General features: G+C 36.5%; 18 protein-coding genes and 1 tRNA gene. 16 read left to right on the top strand and 3 right to left on the bottom strand.

Annotated elements, in window-relative coordinates:
* Positions 1 to 527 precede the first annotated feature (527 nt).
* From trpE to trpA, 6 genes are read left to right on the top strand one after another with little or no spacing between them, the layout of a single operon-like run.
* Positions 528 to 1,946, top strand: coding sequence for an anthranilate synthase component I (trpE, locus tag BM305_RS10240; RefSeq protein WP_092560610.1), 1,419 nt, complete (start codon positions 528 to 530; stop codon positions 1,944 to 1,946).
* 16 nt (positions 1,947 to 1,962) lie between these two features.
* On the top strand, positions 1,963 to 2,532 hold the full coding sequence (locus tag BM305_RS10235) for an anthranilate synthase component II (protein WP_092560609.1): 570 nt from the start codon (positions 1,963 to 1,965) through the stop codon (positions 2,530 to 2,532).
* A gap of 14 nt (positions 2,533 to 2,546) precedes the next feature.
* Complete coding sequence (gene trpC / locus BM305_RS10230) at positions 2,547 to 3,353, top strand: indole-3-glycerol phosphate synthase TrpC (RefSeq protein WP_092560608.1); 807 nt, start codon at positions 2,547 to 2,549, stop codon at positions 3,351 to 3,353.
* Positions 3,337 to 3,972: a phosphoribosylanthranilate isomerase gene (locus BM305_RS10225; protein WP_207649477.1), complete on the top strand. Its 636-nt coding sequence runs from the start codon at positions 3,337 to 3,339 to the stop codon at positions 3,970 to 3,972. The genes trpC and BM305_RS10225 overlap by 17 nt, the downstream gene beginning before the upstream one ends.
* Positions 3,973 to 3,996: 24 nt before the next feature.
* Positions 3,997 to 5,184, top strand: coding sequence for a tryptophan synthase subunit beta (gene trpB, locus BM305_RS10220; protein ID WP_092560607.1), 1,188 nt, complete (start codon positions 3,997 to 3,999; stop codon positions 5,182 to 5,184).
* Positions 5,185 to 5,205: 21 nt separating this feature from the next.
* Positions 5,206 to 5,994, top strand: coding sequence for a tryptophan synthase subunit alpha (gene trpA / locus BM305_RS10215; protein ID WP_092560606.1), 789 nt, complete (start codon positions 5,206 to 5,208; stop codon positions 5,992 to 5,994).
* A 91-nt stretch (positions 5,995 to 6,085) separates the two neighbouring features.
* Here trpA and fabV read toward each other — a convergent pair whose 3' ends face one another.
* Positions 6,086 to 7,252, bottom strand: a complete 1,167-nt coding sequence (fabV, locus tag BM305_RS10210; protein WP_092560605.1) for an enoyl-ACP reductase FabV — start codon at positions 7,250 to 7,252, stop codon at positions 6,086 to 6,088.
* 281 nt (positions 7,253 to 7,533) lie between these two features.
* Between fabV and BM305_RS10205 the strand changes: the two genes are divergently transcribed.
* The 8 genes from BM305_RS10205 to rplT all read left to right on the top strand — a co-directional run bounded on the left by BM305_RS10205 (position 7,534) and on the right by rplT (position 15,343).
* Positions 7,534 to 8,715: a glycosyltransferase family 4 protein gene (locus BM305_RS10205; RefSeq protein ID WP_092560604.1), complete on the top strand. Its 1,182-nt coding sequence runs from the start codon at positions 7,534 to 7,536 to the stop codon at positions 8,713 to 8,715.
* Positions 8,708 to 9,487: a YdcF family protein gene (locus BM305_RS10200; protein WP_092560603.1), complete on the top strand. Its 780-nt coding sequence runs from the start codon at positions 8,708 to 8,710 to the stop codon at positions 9,485 to 9,487. The genes BM305_RS10205 and BM305_RS10200 overlap by 8 nt, the downstream gene beginning before the upstream one ends.
* A gap of 50 nt (positions 9,488 to 9,537) precedes the next feature.
* Positions 9,538 to 10,992: an LCP family protein gene (locus BM305_RS10195; RefSeq protein ID WP_092560602.1), complete on the top strand. Its 1,455-nt coding sequence runs from the start codon at positions 9,538 to 9,540 to the stop codon at positions 10,990 to 10,992.
* A gap of 13 nt (positions 10,993 to 11,005) precedes the next feature.
* Entirely contained in the window at positions 11,006 to 11,503 is a 498-nt protein-coding gene (locus BM305_RS10190) for a GNAT family N-acetyltransferase (protein WP_092560601.1), read from the top strand.
* A 402-nt stretch (positions 11,504 to 11,905) separates the two neighbouring features.
* Positions 11,906 to 13,864 (top strand): threonine--tRNA ligase, encoded by a 1,959-nt coding sequence (thrS, locus tag BM305_RS10185; RefSeq protein WP_092560600.1) that lies wholly within the window; start codon positions 11,906 to 11,908, stop codon positions 13,862 to 13,864.
* Between the two features lie 360 nt (positions 13,865 to 14,224).
* Positions 14,225 to 14,719 (top strand): translation initiation factor IF-3, encoded by a 495-nt coding sequence (gene infC, locus BM305_RS10180; RefSeq protein WP_092560599.1) that lies wholly within the window; start codon positions 14,225 to 14,227, stop codon positions 14,717 to 14,719.
* 43 nt (positions 14,720 to 14,762) lie between these two features.
* Positions 14,763 to 14,960: a 50S ribosomal protein L35 gene (rpmI, locus tag BM305_RS10175; protein WP_092560598.1), complete on the top strand. Its 198-nt coding sequence runs from the start codon at positions 14,763 to 14,765 to the stop codon at positions 14,958 to 14,960.
* Between the two features lie 26 nt (positions 14,961 to 14,986).
* Positions 14,987 to 15,343 (top strand): 50S ribosomal protein L20, encoded by a 357-nt coding sequence (gene rplT / locus BM305_RS10170; protein WP_092560597.1) that lies wholly within the window; start codon positions 14,987 to 14,989, stop codon positions 15,341 to 15,343.
* A 59-nt stretch (positions 15,344 to 15,402) separates the two neighbouring features.
* On the opposite strand, the gene BM305_RS10165 is transcribed toward rplT, so the two are convergent.
* The gene (locus tag BM305_RS10165; protein ID WP_092560596.1) at positions 15,403 to 15,621 is read right to left on the bottom strand and encodes a hypothetical protein; all 219 of its coding nucleotides are present in this window, start codon (positions 15,619 to 15,621) and stop codon (positions 15,403 to 15,405) included.
* A gap of 163 nt (positions 15,622 to 15,784) precedes the next feature.
* Between BM305_RS10165 and BM305_RS10160 the strand changes: the two genes are divergently transcribed.
* Together BM305_RS10160 and BM305_RS10155 are read left to right on the top strand one after the other, a co-directional pair.
* Positions 15,785 to 15,856 (top strand) — tRNA-Asn (locus tag BM305_RS10160).
* Between the two features lie 151 nt (positions 15,857 to 16,007).
* Positions 16,008 to 17,492, top strand: a complete 1,485-nt coding sequence (locus BM305_RS10155) for an FAD-dependent oxidoreductase (RefSeq protein WP_092560595.1) — start codon at positions 16,008 to 16,010, stop codon at positions 17,490 to 17,492.
* A 42-nt stretch (positions 17,493 to 17,534) separates the two neighbouring features.
* Here the strand turns inward: BM305_RS10155 and BM305_RS10150 are convergent, their stop codons facing one another.
* Positions 17,535 to 18,173 (bottom strand): leucine-rich repeat domain-containing protein, encoded by a 639-nt coding sequence (locus tag BM305_RS10150; RefSeq protein WP_092560594.1) that lies wholly within the window; start codon positions 18,171 to 18,173, stop codon positions 17,535 to 17,537.
* Between the last annotated feature and the right edge of the window lie 196 nt (positions 18,174 to 18,369).

The following is an 18,369-nucleotide window of genomic DNA, read 5'->3' as shown; positions in this document are numbered from 1 at the left end:
CGTAATGTGCCAGTGATATTTTTATTAATAAAAGTAATTGACATACAAATAAAAGAATGATATCATTAAGTCAATAAAGATGAATAGAAAATCAGCGATCAAAAGTAGTACTTTCAGAAGGTACATTGCAGAGAGCCGGGAGGGTGGAAACCGGTATGGAAGTCTGTCAGGAATGGGTTTGGGAGATGCCAGGTGAACCGTGTAGAGCGTAAGTAGCTGTGGCCGTGTCCTCACGTTATAGAGGTAGATATCGATTTTTTCTGTATCGAAAAAGTTATCATATGAATTGGTGGCAGGTATTTTCCGGTTTGGAGAATACTTTTTTTGTGCTTTTTTATAGAATGCAGTTTAATTAACTAGAACTGCTGGGATAAAGAGCCAGTTCGTGATAGAAAGCAGGGTGGCACCACGATACGTTCGTCCCTAATAGTCTGTGTTATGCAGTCTATTAGGGACTTTTTTGTTTGTGGCAAAGTGTGTGTGTGGAACACACGATTTCTAATTGATTGAGAAAGAGAGGAGTTACTATGAGAAAATTAAGAGCATATCGAAAAACAGTCAGTATTGTAAACGAAACAACGATTGGGTTATATGAAGGATTTGTAGGAAACAAACTAGGTTTTTTACTAGAAAGTTACGATAAAAATAATGGCCGATACTCTATTTTTGGAAAAGAGCCAGCTGAAATCATTCATTCGGAAGGAAATCAGCTTGTAATTGAAAAGAGAGATGGCACAAAAGAAGTGAAGGAAGGAAATCCATTTCTTTTGTTGAAGGAATATTACAGCAATTTTCAGGTAACAAAAGATGATGGAGAACTAGCATTTATAGGCGGATTAGTTGGTAATATGGGTTATGATTTTGTACGTTATACAGAGGATATTCCAGATGATAATAGCGATGAGATTGGAATTGAAACGATTTATTTAATGTATACAAAAGAATTTTTTGTAATCGATCATGTGGCAGAAACATTGACAGCAGTCGTTTTGGAGGAGGATTCTGAAGCAGGAAGAGAGCTGGGGATGTCAATGGCTAAGGAACTTGTGGAAGCAGTAACGGAGGGTTATGAAGAAGTTAAACAGAAAGCGCAGACAGCACTGAGACTGGATGGGAAAATTATTAAAAAATCAGACACACTTGAAGAATACAGTCAAAAAGTGGAGAAGATAAAAGAGTATATTATCGAAGGACATATTTTTCAGACAGTACTTTCCCAAAGGTGGACAATCGAAACAGAACAAGAAGGATTTATTCTATATAAAGCGTTGAGGGAGCTGAACCCTTCTCCATATCTCTATTATTTCAATTTTGGCGGTTTTGAAGTCATTGGCAGTTCTCCTGAAATGTTAGTGAAGCAGCTGGAGAATAAGGTGTATACCTGTCCGATTGCAGGAACAAGAAAAAGAGGTGCAAATCCAGAAGAGGATGAACTTTTAAAGGATGATTTATTATCAGATGCAAAAGAAAGAGCTGAGCATGTTATGCTTGTAGATTTAGCAAGAAATGATATGGGACGTATTTCAGAGTTTGGAACAGTAAAAGTCACCCAGTTTATGAATGTGCAGAATTATTCCCATGTAATGCATATTGTGTCACTGGTCGAGGGAAGAAAAAAAGGCGAAAGCCATCCGTTGGATTTAGTTGCATCATTTCTGCCAGCTGGTACATTAAGTGGGGCACCAAAAATACGTGCAATGGAAATTATTGATGAACTTGAAAATACAAGACGTGGTTTATATGGCGGAGCAACAGGCTATTTATCCTTTGATGGAAATATGGATTTTTGCATCACAATACGAACTATGATAAAAAAAGGAAAAAATGTTTATTTACAGGCTGGAGCAGGGATTGTATTAGATTCTGTTCCACAGAATGAATACAATGAGTGCTGCAACAAGGTTATGGCACTTGCCAAAACACTGGTAACAGAAGATAATTTATAAGAAATGGGGGAAAAGCATGATTTTACTAATTGATAACTATGATTCTTTTACTTATAATTTATATCAATATATTGGAACCTTTGAACCAGACATTAAGGTTGTCCGGAATGATAAAATAACCATTGAAGAAATAGCAGACCTGGAGCCAGATCGGATTGTATTATCACCTGGACCAAAGAGCCCAAACGAAGCCGGAATTTGTATGGAGGTAGTAAAGGAATTCTATAATAAAATACCAATTATGGGAATTTGCCTCGGACATCAGTGTATTGGTGCAGCTTTTGGTGCGACGGTTTCTTATGCAAAAAGGGTGCTTCATGGAAAACAGTCCACAATTCATCATGATGGAGGCAGTATTTTTCAAGGGATTACCTCCCCAATTAAAATAGCAAGATATCATTCCCTGGCAGTTTTGGAAGATACATTGCCGGAGAGCCTGAATGTTATGGCAAAAACAGAGGATGGTGAGATTATGGCAATGCGTCATAAGGACTTTCCAGTTGTAGGGCTGCAATTTCATCCAGAGTCTATTTATACAGAGCATGGCAAAAGAATCGTAGAGAATTTTGTAAATGGCAGAATATAAGGTGAGGTGAAATTATGATTCTAGATGTAATTGTGGAAGATAAAAAAAAGCGTTTGGTACAGCATAAGGAAAAGATTGATGAGAAACAGATGAAGCAGCTTGCAATAAACACGAACAGAAAATCAATTTCTTTTCATAAGGCACTGGCAAAGAATGGGCTATCTATTATTGGTGAATTTAAAAAGGCATCACCAAGTATGGGAGTGATTGACAATAAATTGGATCTGACCGATCGGATTGACCAGTATAACCAGTCTGTAGATGCTATATCCTGTTTGACTGAGGAAGATCATTTCATGGGAAGTGTGGAGTACTTAAAGGAAATTCGTCAAATCTCCAGCCTTCCGATTATCCGTAAGGATTTTATTATTGATCCCTATCAGATTTATGAAGCAAAAGTAATTGGTGCCGATGCAGTTCTTTTAATTGCAGCTATTTTAACAGATGATCAAATGAAAGAGTTGTATGAACTTTCTAACCAGTTAGAATTAGATGTGTTGTTAGAGGTACATGATGAAGAGGAAATGCGAAGAGCGGTTTCTCTTGGTGCAAAAATTATTGGAATAAACAACCGGAATCTAAAAGATTTTACTATTACACTGGAAACAACAAAGAGACTTTCCCAACTTCTTAGTGAGGAATGTCAGGGAAACAGGCCAGTGCTGGTTTCGGAGAGTGGTGTTACGACAGCAGAAGACATTGAGTTTTTGAAAAAGTGTGATGTCAACGCACTGCTGATTGGCAGAGCATTTATGGAGGCGTTAAATCCAAAAGAGCTGGCATCTGAATGGAAGAATATTTATAATGGCGGGAGGTGTTAATCTGGAACCTCAAATTAAAATTTGTGGACTGGTAAATGACGAAGATGCTAGGCTGCTTGTAAAATATAAAATACAATATGCAGGTTTTGTGTTGTTTTATCCAAAAAGTAAGAGATGTGTTTCCATAGACCAGGCAAGGGAAATTATGAAGAATTTATCTCCTGAAATAAAGACGGTAGCGGTAACAGTAAGTCCTGCAAAGTCACAGATAGAAGAGATAGAACGAGCTGGCTTTGATTTGATTCAGATACATGGAACTATGGATATGGAAGGGCTGGAACATAGCTCTATTCCAATTTTACGTGCAGTTAATGTGGATACGCAAATCCAGATGGAAAAGTTTACAAAGCATATTGAGGATAAAATCAGCGGTTATGTGTTTGATGGAAAAAATCCAGGGAATGGAGAAAAATTCGACTGGGCATTACTTGATACAATTGTAAAACATAATAAAAAAATAATGCTGGCAGGTGGATTAAATGCGGATAATGTAAGAAGGGCCATTGAGACAGCATCACCGGATATTGTAGATGTCAGTTCAGGAGTTGAGAAGGATTGTGGTATTGGAAAAGAAGAAAGCAAAATAAAAGCATTTGTGAAAGCAGTCAGAAATCAATGAAAATAGATAGGAAGGTGTGAAAAAATGAGTAAATATTATGGCGAATTTGGTGGACAGTATGTGGCTGAATCACTAATGAACACATTGGAGGAACTAGATAAGGCGTTTGAAGAAGCAATTCAGGATCCAGAATTTTGGAAGGAATTTGATTATTACATGAAAGAGTATGTTGGAAGGGAGACGCCGTTATATTTTGCAAGCCGGCTGACCGAAAAATATGGACCAAAGATTTATTTAAAACGTGAAGATTTAAATCATACTGGTGCCCACAAGATTAATAATGTAATAGGTCAGATTTTATTAGCAAAGAGAATGGGAAAGAAAAAAGTAATTGCTGAAACGGGTGCAGGACAACATGGCGTAGCGACAGCAACAGGTGCAGCACTTTTTGATTTGGAATGTAAAGTATATATGGGTGAAGAGGACATAAGCCGTCAGGCACTCAATGTGTTGAGGATGGAAATGCTGGGTTCCCGTGTATTAAGTGTATCTTCCGGAAGTAAAACATTAAAAGATGCCACGAATGAGGCAATTCGTACCTGGGCTAAGGAAGCAGAAGATACCTTCTACGTAATCGGATCGGCAGTGGGACCTTATCCATATCCTAAAATTGTAAAAACCTTTCAAAGTATTATCAGCAAGGAGTCTAAGAAACAGATTTTAGAGAAGGAAGGAAGGCTTCCAGATTCCGTTATGGCGTGTGTGGGAGGTGGATCTAATTCCATTGGTATGTTTGCGGAGTTTATTGAGGATAAGGATGTAGAATTAGTTGGAGTAGAAGCAGCAGGACTTGGAATCGAAACAGGAAAGCATGCCAGTGCAATGGCTCTTGGTATTCCTGGAACATTACATGGAATGAGATCCTACTTGTTACAGGACGAGGACGGAAATGTGGAGCTGGCACATTCTATTTCAGCAGGATTAGATTATCCAGGTGTTGGACCAGAGCATGCTTATTTAAGAGACAGTGGAAGGGCAAGATATGTGTCAATTACAGATGATGAGGCGATGGAGGCATTGTTAGAATTATGTAAGCTGGAAGGTATTATTCCAGCAATCGAAAGTGCCCATGCATTAGCACATTGTTTTAAACAGGCAAAAGAAATGAAAAAGGATCAAATTATTGTGGTATGCTTATCAGGACGTGGAGATAAGGACTGTCATACCATACAAGAATATTTGACAGGCAATAAAGAAGCATTGAATAAATAAGAAATCTGGGAGGTGTGAAGAATGAATCGAATTGAAGCAAAATTAGCAGAGTTGAAATCAAAGAAGGAAAAAGCATTTATCACGTATATGACGGCAGGGCTTCCAGACATGGAAGGCTGTCAGAAAATTATTAAGGCACAAGAGGAAGCTGGAACTGATATTTTAGAATTAGGAATACCGTTTTCTGATCCAGTTGCAGATGGACCTGTTATTCAAGATGCGTCCTATCGCTCCATTTTAAAGGGAACCAATTTGACAAAAGTTTTTGATATGGTAAAGGAATTGAGAAACAGTTGTGAAATACCTATTGTATTTATGATGTATTATAATACAATACTACATTATGGAGTAGAAAAATTTGTAAACACCTGTTCGGAAATAGGGATAGACGGATTGATTATTCCGGATCTTCCATTTGAGGAACAAGGTGAGTTGAAACAGTATCTTGGAGATGAAAAAAGTCCAGTTTTAATTCAGCTTGTATCGCCAGTTTCCAAAGAAAGAGTTCCCATGCTTTTAAAGGATGCAAGAGGATTTGTTTACTGTGTTTCTTCTATGGGTGTTACTGGTCAAGCAAGTGGATTTCATAAAAATGTAGAAAATTATTTGGCAGAAGTTAAAAATCAGTCAGATATTCCAGTTATGATGGGATTTGGTATAAAAACTGCAAAGGATGTGGAAAATGTAAAACATACAATTGATGGTTGCATTGTAGGTTCTCATTTTATCCAGTTGATGGAAGATGCGGAATATAATATTGAGAAAATTAAAAATTATATTATAGAATTTAAAAAACAACTTAATGAGTAGATGTAAATGGAAAATCGCCTTCATTCGAAGGCGATTTTATAAAATATAATAAATTTGATAGGTTGGAAAGCAATATAAACTATGATGTCAGTTACATCATAGGCACATCCTGGGAGTAATCAATGTTTTCTAAATAAAATCCAAACATATTGTAAAAATCATCCCAATACCCAGTAGTGTCACCTAGTTCTTTTAAATTATCAGAACATACAATATCCCAGTTCCGTTTTACTTCTTCTTGAACGTCCAAACTCATTTCATAATCATCCATACGGATTAATCTATTATTATCAAGTATAATACCGTCATTTCCAAATATTTTTTCCTGGAACATACGCTGCATTTGTTCAATACAGCCTTCATGTAATCCCTTAGCTTTCATTACCTTGTATAAAAGGGCAATGTATAAAGGTACAATAGGGATTGCAGAGCTTGCTTGAGTAACAAGAGCTTTGTTCACAGAAACATATGCCTGAATACCGGTTTCTTGAAATTCTTTTGTAATTTCTTCAGCAGTTTTATGCAAGTGCCTCTTTGCCATACCAATCGTCCCATTAAAATAAATAGGATGTGTTACTTCTGGGCCAATATAACTATAAGCAATAGTAAGAGCGCCAGGTGCTAACACGCCAGCAGAAGATAAAGCAGTAATCCAGTCCTTCCAGTCCTCTCCACCCATAACCTTTTGTGTTGCAAGTACTTCCTCTTCAGAAGCAGGGTTAATGGTAACCTGATAAATGGTATCGTCAACTAAATTCCAGGATTTATTCGTATAGCTTTCAGAAGTTGTCTTTAAAGTTGAATGATATGTAACGCCGTCTGGAGCTGTTCTCCTTGGAGCTGCAATACTATATATCACCATATCAACTTGCCCAAGATCTTTACGAATTATATCAATTGCTTCCTGTTTCACATTAGGAGCAAAAGCATCGTTGTTAATTGTTCTAGCATACAAACCTTCTGCTGATGCCATAGATTCCAATGCTGCTGTGTTATACCAGCCAGGTGTAGCAGTTCGTTTTTCAGTTGCTGGCTTTTCAAACATAATACCAAGAGTTGAAGCCTGACATCCAAAAGCAGCAGTAATACGGGAAGACAAACCATATCCAGTAGAACAGCCGATTACAAGAACATTTTTAGGCCCTGCTATCTTTGAGTGTTCTTTTACATACTGTATTTGTCTGCTCACATTTTCTGCACAGCCAAGTGGATGAGCTGTAGTACATATAAAGCCTTTCACTTTAGGTTCTATAATCATCTTATTAACCTCACGCATATTTAATAATTGCAAACACAATATGCCAATTGGTGCTTGCGGCCAATTGGAAAATGCCATATAACCATATAAAACAGTATTTCTTTGGTTATCAAAATATATTTTATCACATAATTTATTTTAACACAACTCATATTCAAAAAAACTTAATAAAACTTTCTAGAATAACTACTTTACATTTTTTTAAAAATCTTCTATAGTATAGAAAGAGATAAAAAGGGTAGAAAGGGATATTTTGTTATATAATAGGAGAGACGAAGAAAATGAATATTGGTTTGTTTACTGATACCTACTATCCAGAACTGAATGGCGTAGCTGTATCCGTTTATGTATTAAAAAATGAACTGGAGAAGGCAGGGCATAATGTTTATGTATTTACAACCACCACTCCAGATGCGCCAGAAGCAGAAGAAAATGTATACAGGGTTCATAGCCTGCCGTGTATTTTAATAACAGAACGTAGAGTCGGGTTATTTTATCAGCATAAAATAGCATCTAAAATTAAGAAACTGGACTTAGATATTATTCATACACATACAGAATTTTCTCTTGGGATATTTGGACGTATTATGGCAAAGGAATTAAAACTTCCTCTTGTACATACATATCATACAATCTATGAGGACTATACGCACTATGTAGTGAAAAATAAATTATTGGCTCAGCGAGCAAGGGCATTTGCGAGAGTATTTACAAAGGCCTGCTGCAACACAGTAGAGCAGGTGATTGTTCCAACTCAGAAGGTGGAAGAACTTTTGCGGAATTACCATGTGAAAAGAAGAATTTCTATTGTACCTACAGGTATTGATTTAAGTAATTTTTGTAAAAATAAGTATTCAGAAGAAGTGATAAGACAGCTAAAAGCGGAATTAGGTATCCAGCTGGATGAAAAGATTATTTTATATATTGGGCGGATTTCCAAGGAGAAAAATCTGGAGGAATTATTAGCGTATATACCAGAGTATTTTAATAATAGAGAAAATGTTAAATTTGTAATTGTGGGAAATGGTCCCGAGATGGAGGCGGTTCAGGAACTGGTTGGAAATTATGAATGCAGGGAACGAATTTTGTTCCTTGGAGAAAGACCTTATGATGAAATTGTTAAATATTATGAATTGGGAGATGTATTTGTAAGTGCATCCACCAGTGAAACCCAGGGACTGACATTTATTGAAGCAATGGCAGTGGGATTGCCTGTGCTTGCAAGAAAAGATGAGTGTTTAGAAGGAATATTAAAGGATGGAGAGAATGGATACTTTTTTGAAGAAAAGAAAGAATTTTTGCAGGCATTAGATCATATTCTCTTTTCAGAAAACCAGTCTCAATTTGAAAATAATGCAGTTGTGACGGCTGAAAGATTTTCAACGAAACAGTATGCCGAAAGCATATTGTCTGTATATGGAGATGTATTGAAAAAAGAGCAGGTGTTTATTGGAAATGAATAAAAGAAGGTGCTTTAAGAACTTGAATATAATTAGTTTTCTATTTGGATTACTGGGAATTATTTCTTTTTTCTATTTTATTATTATTATTAGTTACGCAGGAATAAAAGCAGATTTTGCATTGTTTTGGGTGCTTTTGGGAAGTATGTGTTTTGTGGTAATGGGTATTCTAATGGTATTAAAGAAAGAACAGGTAATGGTACCGAAGCCTTTATTATACGGTGCGGAATTATTTATTTTGGCAGGATTAGCACTGTTTTTGTTTATTGAGGCTGTAATTATTTCAAGTGCCAGAAGTAAACCTAGTGAAAATGCAGATTATATGATTGTTTTGGGGGCACAAGTAAAAGGAAAAAGAGTTTCCAAAGCATTAAAATACAGATTGGATACTGCTATTGAGTATTTGGAGAAAAATGAGTTGACGAAGGTAATTGTTTCTGGTGGACAGGGTGAAGGAGAAGATATTTCAGAGGCCGAGGCAATGTTTCGATATTTGGTACAGAACGGGATTAGCCCAGAAAGAATTATAAAAGAAGATAAATCTAAAAATACGTACGAGAATATAACATTTAGCAAAGTATTTATTGAACCAGAAAAAACGACGATTATTGTAACAAATAGTTTTCATGTTTACCGAGGAATGGCACTTGCAAAAAAACAGAATTTTGGTACAATAGAGGGGTTGAATGCTCCGACAGACAAAATTCTATGTATTCATTATTATGTCAGAGAGGCGGTAGCAGTAGTGAAGGATAAGTTAGTAAGAAACATTTAATGTCAGACAGGGAAGGTTATGTTTGATGGAAAACATAGGTTGGTGCAGATATGGATGAAAAGAAAATGAAGGAAGATGACTGGCTGTCAGAGGTAAATTCAGATATTGCCAAGCAGGTAAGAGAAAACATGGTAAGAAACGAGAATGGTGATAATCTGGATAAGAAGGAAGAGAAAGAAGTAAAGGTAGAAGACAGCACTACAGGAGAAGTACGCTTTTTAGTTGGGCCGTTTGGGGATTCTGCTCAGGATATTCAGGAAGAAGAGCTTGAGGAGGATAATCTTTCAGAAGCAGAAAAGGTATCAGAAGGAAAAGATGAAAACCTTCAAGAAGAGGATGAGCCTTTTGAGGAATCAAAACCACCTAAAAAGAAGATGGGAAAAGGAATTAAGATTTTAATTGGCATATTTTCGTTTGTTTTGCTTTTGACAGCAGGGGCGGCGGTATTGGCAAATCATATGATAAATCGGATCAATTATGAAGATCCAACGCAGGTAACGCAGCAGCCGTCGGATTTGTCAGAGGAAGAGCTGGCTTTGAAACCTACTCCTACACCTCAGGTATTTCAGCCAGAGGTTGAGGATGAAGTAATAAACGTTTTACTAATTGGAGAAGAAGCTATGAACGATACCGTAGGACGATCCGACTCGATGATGATTGCTACAATTAATACGGCTCAGAAATCATTAAAGCTTACTTCGCTTATGCGAGATATTTATGTGGAGATTCCAGGTTATGCAAATAATAAGCTGAATGCTGCTTTTCATAACGGTGGGGGCGTTTTGCTAACAGAAACAGTGGAGCAGAATTTTGGAGTACAAATTGACGGATATATAAGAGTTGATTATTCGAATTTTGAAAATATTATTGATAAACTTGGTGGTGTTGAAATTGAACTTACGAATAATGAAGCTTATTATTTAAACACAACCAATTATATTTCAGATCCAGCTAATCGGTATGTAAAAGCTGGGCTTCAAACATTAAATGGTAATCAGGCACTGGGGTACTGCCGTGTCCGATATAGAACTACTTCAAATGGTGAGAGGGATGATTTCGGAAGAACTTATCGTCAGCGTGCGGTTCTTACGGCTATTTTTAATAAATATAAAACTAAAAATGTGGTTGAAATGGTGTCTATTGCCAATGATATGCTGGAATGTTTTACAACAAACCTAACTAAGACAGAGATTATTGAATATGTTAAGACAGTTGCAACTTTGGGAACGACAGAGCTGGAAACACTAAGAATTCCGTTGGATGATGCCTATTATGGAGAGTCTTATAATTGTGGTTCCGTTTTGGTCATGGATCAGGAAAAGAATATTGCAGCTTTGCGAGAGTTCCTTTATGGAGAAAAAGTAGCTGCTACAATGGAAGAAGATGAGTCTTCAGGACAGGCTCAGATGCAGGAAGTAGATGAGGTAAGTGAAGAAGACGAAACAACTGATCTATATGTAGCAAAAAGAGTAGATGAGTTAAGTCTAAGAGGGAGCACAGAGTAGGGAAGGCGAGGATATGGATATTATTTTTAAACCAGTTATTTTAGAGGACGAGATAAATAAGCTGGCAGAGATTGCAAACGAAGTGTGGCATGAGTTTTTTGTGTGTATTCTGTCTAAGGAACAGATTGATTATATGGTTGAAAAATTTCAGTCTGTTGCTGCAATCACAGATCAGATTCAAAATCAGGGGTACCAGTATTTTATATTTGAGGCAGAAGGGGAACAGATTGGATATACTGGTATTAAGAAGGAGGATAATAAACTTTTCTTAAGTAAGCTTTATTTGCGCAAGGATTTTCGTGGGAAAGGTTTTGCCAGAAAAGCATTTTCATTTTTGCAGAGAACAAGTGTAGAAATGGGCATGGAAGCAATCTGGCTGACAGTAAATAAATATAATGAGCACACCATTTCAGTTTATCAAAAATTAGGGTTTGAAATAATACGACAACAGGTTGCAGACATTGGAAGTGGTTTTGTAATGGATGATTATGTAATGGAAGTGGTATTGTAAGAGAAATGATTGGTATATTGACAAATGAGTTTAGGGTGATATAATGAACTTATGAAATAATAACACGTTGAAGAGAAGAGTAGGATGTGAAACAATACAGAGAGAGGCATAGCTGGTGTAAGTGCCTTATTGGGAAGCATTTGAAAACTACCTCTGAGTGGCCCTAATCCGGTCCGATGATTCCGTTATAATCAGAGAGCATGAATCAGAGTGAAGATTTCTGAGAGTGCTTGAAAATGAGAGCCCAGCTTATTTATAAATGATTATAAAGTTAAGTGGGAACAAGGGTGGAACCGCGACTATAACTATATAGCTCGTCCCTTTCGAAGAAAAGTCGAAGGGAACGGGCTTTTTTTCGATGTCTTAATACGTTCCTGAAAAATTGGAAGGGAGCAAAAAGAAATGAAGATTACTTTAAAAGACGGTTCTTTTAAAGAGTATGAGAACCCAATGTCAGTTTATGAAATTGCAAAAGATATTAGTGAAGGTCTTGCAAGGATGGCAACTGCCGGCGAAATGAACGGAGAGGTTGTAGATTTAAGGACGATGGTAGAGAAAGACTGTGAGTTAAGCATTTTGACATTTAATGATGATGCAGGTAAGGCAGCGTATCGTCATACCACTTCACATGTATTGGCAGAGGCAGTAAAGAGGTTATATCCCGAAGCAAAACTTGCCATTGGACCATCTATTGACACTGGTTTCTACTATGATTTTGACTGTGAATCATTTGACAGGGCAGCATTAGACAAAATAGAAGCAGAAATGAAGAAAATTATTAAGGAAGGTGCTGAGTTAGAGAGATTTACCCTTCCAAGGCAGGAAGCAATCCAGTTTATGAAAGATAGAAACGAACCATACAAGGTAGAACTGATTGAAGATTTGCCAGAGGATTCTGTAATTTCCTTTTACAAGCAAGGAGAATTTGTAGATTTATGTGCAGGCCCTCATTTATTAAGTACAAAAGGAATTAAGGCTATTAAGTTGATTTCTTCTTCTGGTGCTTATTGGAGAGGCAGTGAGAAAAATAAAATGCTGACTCGCGTTTATGGAACAGCATTTACAAAAAAGGCAGATCTGGATGCGTACCTGGAATATTTGGAAGATGTGAAAAAGCGGGATCACAATAAGCTGGGACGTGAAATGGAAATTTTTACAACGGTAGATGTGATTGGCCAGGGACTTCCTTTGATTATGCCAAAGGGTGCTAAGATTATGCAGACTCTTCAAAGATGGATTGAGGACGAAGAAGAAAGAAGAGGTTATGTAAGAACTAAAACTCCGTATATGGCAAAAAGTGACTTATATAAAATATCTGGACATTGGGATCACTACAAGGAAGGCATGTTTGTTTTCGGAGAAGAAGAAAAGGATAAAGAGGTTTATGCACTTCGTCCAATGACATGTCCATTTCAGTATTATATTTATAAAGCAAGCCAGAAAAGTTATCGTGATTTGCCAATCCGCTACGGTGAAACTTCTACTTTGTTCCGAAACGAAGAATCAGGCGAAATGCATGGACTCACTCGTGTTCGTCAGTTTACCATTACAGAGGCTCATATTATTATGACACCAGAACAGATTAGTGATGAGTTTAAAGGCTGTGTAGACTTGGCAATGTATTGCCTGAAGACACTAGGTCTGCATGAAGATGTAACTTACAGATTGTCAAAGTGGGATCCAAATAATACAGAAAAATATATCGGCTCTCCAGAGTATTGGGAGCTGAGTCAGGGAATGATGCGTGAATTCTTAAATGAGCTGGGAATTCCTTTTGTAGAAGCAGAAGGAGAAGCAGCTTTTTACGGTCCTAAGTTAGATATCCAGGCGAAAAATGTATATGGAAAAGAAGATACCATGATTACCATTCAGTTGGATCTTGCGCTGGCAGAACAATTTGATATGTATTATGTGGATGCTTCAGGAGAAAAGAAACGTCCATTTATTATTCATAGAACTAGTATGGGCTGCTATGAAAGAACCCTGGCATGGCTGATTGAAAAATATGCCGGATTGCTTCCAACATGGCTTTGTCCGGAACAGGTCAGAGTGCTGCCTATTTCTGAAAAATATCATGAGTACGCAGAAAAAGTAGAAGCAAAGCTGAAGGAAAATGGTGTTCTTTGTACGGTAGATGAAAGAGCAGAGAAAATCGGTTATAAGATTCGTGAAACTAGATTGGATCGTGTTCCTTATATGCTGGTTGTGGGGCAAAAGGAAGAGGAAGAAGGATTGGTTTCTGTCAGAAGCCGTTATTTGGGAGATGAAGGACAAAAGCCATTGGATCAGTTTATTGATGAAATTTGTAAGGAAATTCGTACCAGAGAAATTCGTGAAATTGAAGTGAAGGAAGAAAAATAAAAAGAGGGTTGACAGGTGCTCTGTTTCATGTTAGACTATTCATGTTGTGAAAATAAGAAGCAGAGTATCCACTCTCACCTTAGCGTTAAGAAGAACGACTTGGGTTATAATACAAGATGATGATGTTGGTATGACATTGTCTGCTAGCATATCTTTGATAAATGTGTGAACTTGTAACGTGGATGGCTTATGCTGTTCACGTTTTTTTATGTGACAGGAAATTGCTCCGCATTTCTTATCACATAAAAAAGCACCCTAAAAAACAGGGTGCAGGATGATGCACACGTGTGGAACACACACTTTGTTATGTAGCAATTAAATTTTAAAACCTTATGGAGGTGCAGGACTATTAGCGAATTAATGATTAATGAGCAGATCAGGGATAAGGAGATACGTCTGATTGGCGAAGAAGGCGAACAATTAGGAATTATGTCATCCAAGGATGCAATGAAACTGGCAAAAGAAGCAAATCTTGACTTGGTAAAGATTGCTCCACAAGCAAAACCACCCGTTTGTAAGATAATTGATTACGGTAAATACCGTTATGAATTGGCGAGAAAAGAAAAAGAAGCTAAAAAGAAGCAGAAAACAACCGATGTAAAAGAAATTCGTCTTTCTCCGAATATTGATGAAAATGACCTAAGCACAAAGGCAAATCAGGCTAGAAAGTTTTTAACTAAGGGAGATAAGGTTAAAGTAACACTTCGTTTCCGTGGTAGAGAGATGGCTCATATGGGCATGAGCAGGCAGATTCTGGATAAGTTTTTTGAACGTGTTGAGGATGTTGCAATGGTTGAGAAGCCGGCAAAGCTAGAAGGAAGAAGTATGATAATGTTTTTAACAGAAAAACGTTAACATAAATAGATTAGTAGTTTGGATTCAGTAAGGAGGAAATACTATGCCAAAATTAAAAACAAAAAGAGCGGCTGCAAAGCGCTTTAAAGTAACAGGAACTGGAAAATTAAAAAGAAGTAAGGCTTATAAGAGACATATCTTAACTAAAAAATCTTCTAAGACAAAGAGAAATTTAAGAAAAGCTGGTTTAGTTGATTCAACAAATGTTAAGACAATGAAGAAAGTATTACCATATCTATAATTTTGGTGATAAGGAGGGAATAAAAGATGGCAAGAATTAAAGGCGGTATGAACGCAAAAAAGAAACACAATAGAGTTTTAAAACTGGCTAAAGGTTATAGAGGAGCTAGATCAAAGCAATATAGAGTAGCAAAACAATCTGTTATGAGAGCATTAACAGAATCTTTTGCAGGTAGAAAGCAAAGAAAAAGACAATTTAGAAGATTATGGATTGCTCGTATCAATGCTGCTGCAAGAATGAATGGCCTTTCTTATAGCAAATTTATGTATGGTTTAAAATTAGCTAATATTGATATCAACAGAAAGATTTTAGCTGAGATGGCTATTAGCGATCCAACAGGCTTTAGTGAATTAACAGAAATTGCAAAGTCAAAAATTGCTTAGTTATAATAGAAGATAGAAAAAGTATTGCTTACCAGTGGCAGGCAATACTTTTTCTATTCTTATGAATTAAAATTATCCGAATCATCAGAGGATGCAGAATCACCTTTGCTGGAGAGTGGGTTATTTCTTTCTGCAAAGTAAGCATTGTTATTTGGATTTATTCCACTTGGAATGAAATGATCCGGTATACTGTTTTTTGGTCCATTGTGAATGGAGTCCTTTGAAGTGGATGGTGGTAGAGGTTTTTGGGTGTTTTGTTTGTTCTGAGCTGAATTCATAAAGTACCTCTTTTCATTTAATTATTACATAGAAGTGTCTTACAGGCACTAATTATGCAATACTAGTATGGTTGATTTTTGTAATTAGTATGCTTAAGTGAAGTAATATTTTATGGAATAGGTCTTGACATTTCAATAAAATGGTATTAAAATATCGATGTATTCCTCGATAGCTCAATGGTAGAGCACACGGCTGTTAACCGTGGGGTTGTTGGTTCGAGCCCAACTCGGGGAGTTTTTTAATGTGATTAGTTAATTCTTCTTTTTAAATCTGTAGTTGTAGGAACTTCTTTATTACTTTTTGGAAAAATCGTATAAAATCCATGAATAGCAAAATACATTTTTTAAAATACTAAAATATTATTGGCATTAAAAGGAGCAGGAAAATGGGTAATAGTATTTGGGAGGAACATATAAATTATAAAAAAAGAGGAAGTCTTTCCTATAACCTGAATACAGGTATAGTAGTAGTTGGAGGCGGATTGACGGGCATCTTGGCAGCATATTATTTACAGAAGGCAGGAGAAAAGGTTGTTGTATTAGAAGCTGAACAGATTGGAGGTGGCATTACCAAACACACGACAGCTAAGGTTACGGCTGCTCATAATCTGATTTATGACTATTTGATTCAGAAGTTTGGTTATCGAAAAGCAAAGCAGTATGCCGAGTCAAATATGAATGCAGTAAAAGAATATGCTCAACTAATTAAGGAGAAAGATATTTGCTGCGATATGGAACAAACCTCAAATTATGTATATACCCGCACTAATAACAAGATGATATACAAAGAATATGAAGCAATGCAAAAACTAAGTATGCCAGTAAACTTTACAGCAGATTTAGATTTGCCATTTTCAGTAGAGGGTGCCGTCGAGTTACCTAATCAGCTGCAAATACATCCTCTAAAATTTATTAATGCCATCGCAGAGGAACTGACAATATATGAAAATACAAAGGTCGTAAATTTTCTAAAGGATAATCTGCTTGAAGTGTATTCTTCGGATCGAAATAAATTGTTTCAAGTCTCAGGAAAGGATATTATTATGGCAACTCATTATCCAGTTCTCAATATACCAGGATTTTATTTTCTGAAAATGCATCAAGAAAGAGGTTATGTGTTAGGAATTCGTGAGACAAATGGAATTCAGAAGGGGATGTATATTGATGAGTCTAAGACTGGTTTTTCGTTTCGGAGGTATGGAGATTATATTTTGCTTGGAGGCTCTTGCCACAGAACGGGAGAAAATGAAGCAGGGGGCGCATATGAAAAGTTGTTTCAAGCTGCAAAATATTGGTATCCCCAAGGTGAAGCAGAGTATCAGTGGTCAAACCAGGATTGTATGTCATTGGACAGAGTCCCTTATATAGGAAGGTATTCAAATCTAACAAAGCATTTATATGTTGCAACAGGTTTTAATAAGTGGGGGATGAGTACGGCAATGCTTGCAGCACAGTATTTAAGGGAGCATATCGTAGGAAAAGAAAGAGGAAATTCGGTTTTTTCACCTAGACGACATTCCACAACTGCTGTTTCAGGACTGGAAAAGGAGATTAAAACAGTAACCAAAAACTTATGTCTGCAATTATTTTGCCTGCCCAAGAGAGCTACAGAGGATATAGGGATGGGATGCGGAGGAATTGTGACGTATAAAAATCAAAAAGTTGGTGTCTATAAGGATTATGATGGAACAGTATACAGCGTAGATACAAAGTGTCCTCACTTGGGCTGCATGCTTTCATGGAATCCAGATGAGTTATCATGGGACTGTCCCTGCCATGGTTCAAGGTTTGATTATAGAGGTCAGCTTATAGATAATCCCAGCGTAGTTAATACAGCTGTTTGCCAGGTGCATAAAAAAAATTCAGGGTAATATTCTGCGAACAAAATAGTACCCTGTAGTAAACAAAAATAATTAATGAGTCTGCTTTAGAAACTCTTCTTTTGGAATTTCAACTCCATCAATTGAAAGCAGGTCCAGTTCTTTTAACGTTCTGGTGATGGAATAATCAGTAATAGAATTATCTTCAAAATATAATTCTTTTAAATTGGTGAAATTTTGTAAAGGGGTAATGTCTTTTATACAGGTATGGGCAATTTCTAAGCAGGTCAGTGAGTTCAAATCTTTTAAAAAATCTATGTTATGAAACGATCTGCCAGAAAGGCTCAAGTCTTCCAATTTTGGAAGCAAAGAGAGAAATTCCAGGTTTTTAAAACAGGTGTTTTCAAGAGCCAATGTTTTTATATCAGGCAGATTTAATGGGGCAGCTTCATTATATGTACAGTTTGCCAATGATAATATTTCTAATTTGGAAAGGCACTTTAAGGAACTGTCATCTTTTAATTGAAAAAACCATCCTTTGGTACTGAAAATATAACATATTGTAATATTAGGGAAAAATTCTAAATCTTTTAATGACAGCTCCGTTTGTTTGACATCAATAAATAATGCCCGGATTTTTTCTAAGTCACTGGGGGTTAAGGGTAGTAATAGTTTGTGTGCGGCTCGTCTTGCGGCTTTTTTTATGCACTTTTCTTGAAAATGAACAGCCAATTTTATCCCTCCCTTGTTTAGCAACACATATGCAGTATACAGTACTTATCATACTAAAAAGAACAGTGTTTCGCAAGTAAAATCATATAAATTAAGTAATAAAGTTACGCAATTTTTGGGACTTTTTGAAGAAAACACAACATGGAAAATTTATTTTTTTGGTTGACATTTTCTTAAGATAATGATAGTATAATTA

The organism is Anaeromicropila populeti (genome assembly GCF_900112775.1).
Classification (GTDB): Bacteria; Bacillota; Clostridia; order Lachnospirales; family Lachnospiraceae; genus Anaeromicropila_A; species Anaeromicropila_A populeti.
This window is presented reverse-complemented; position numbering and strand designations above follow the sequence as displayed.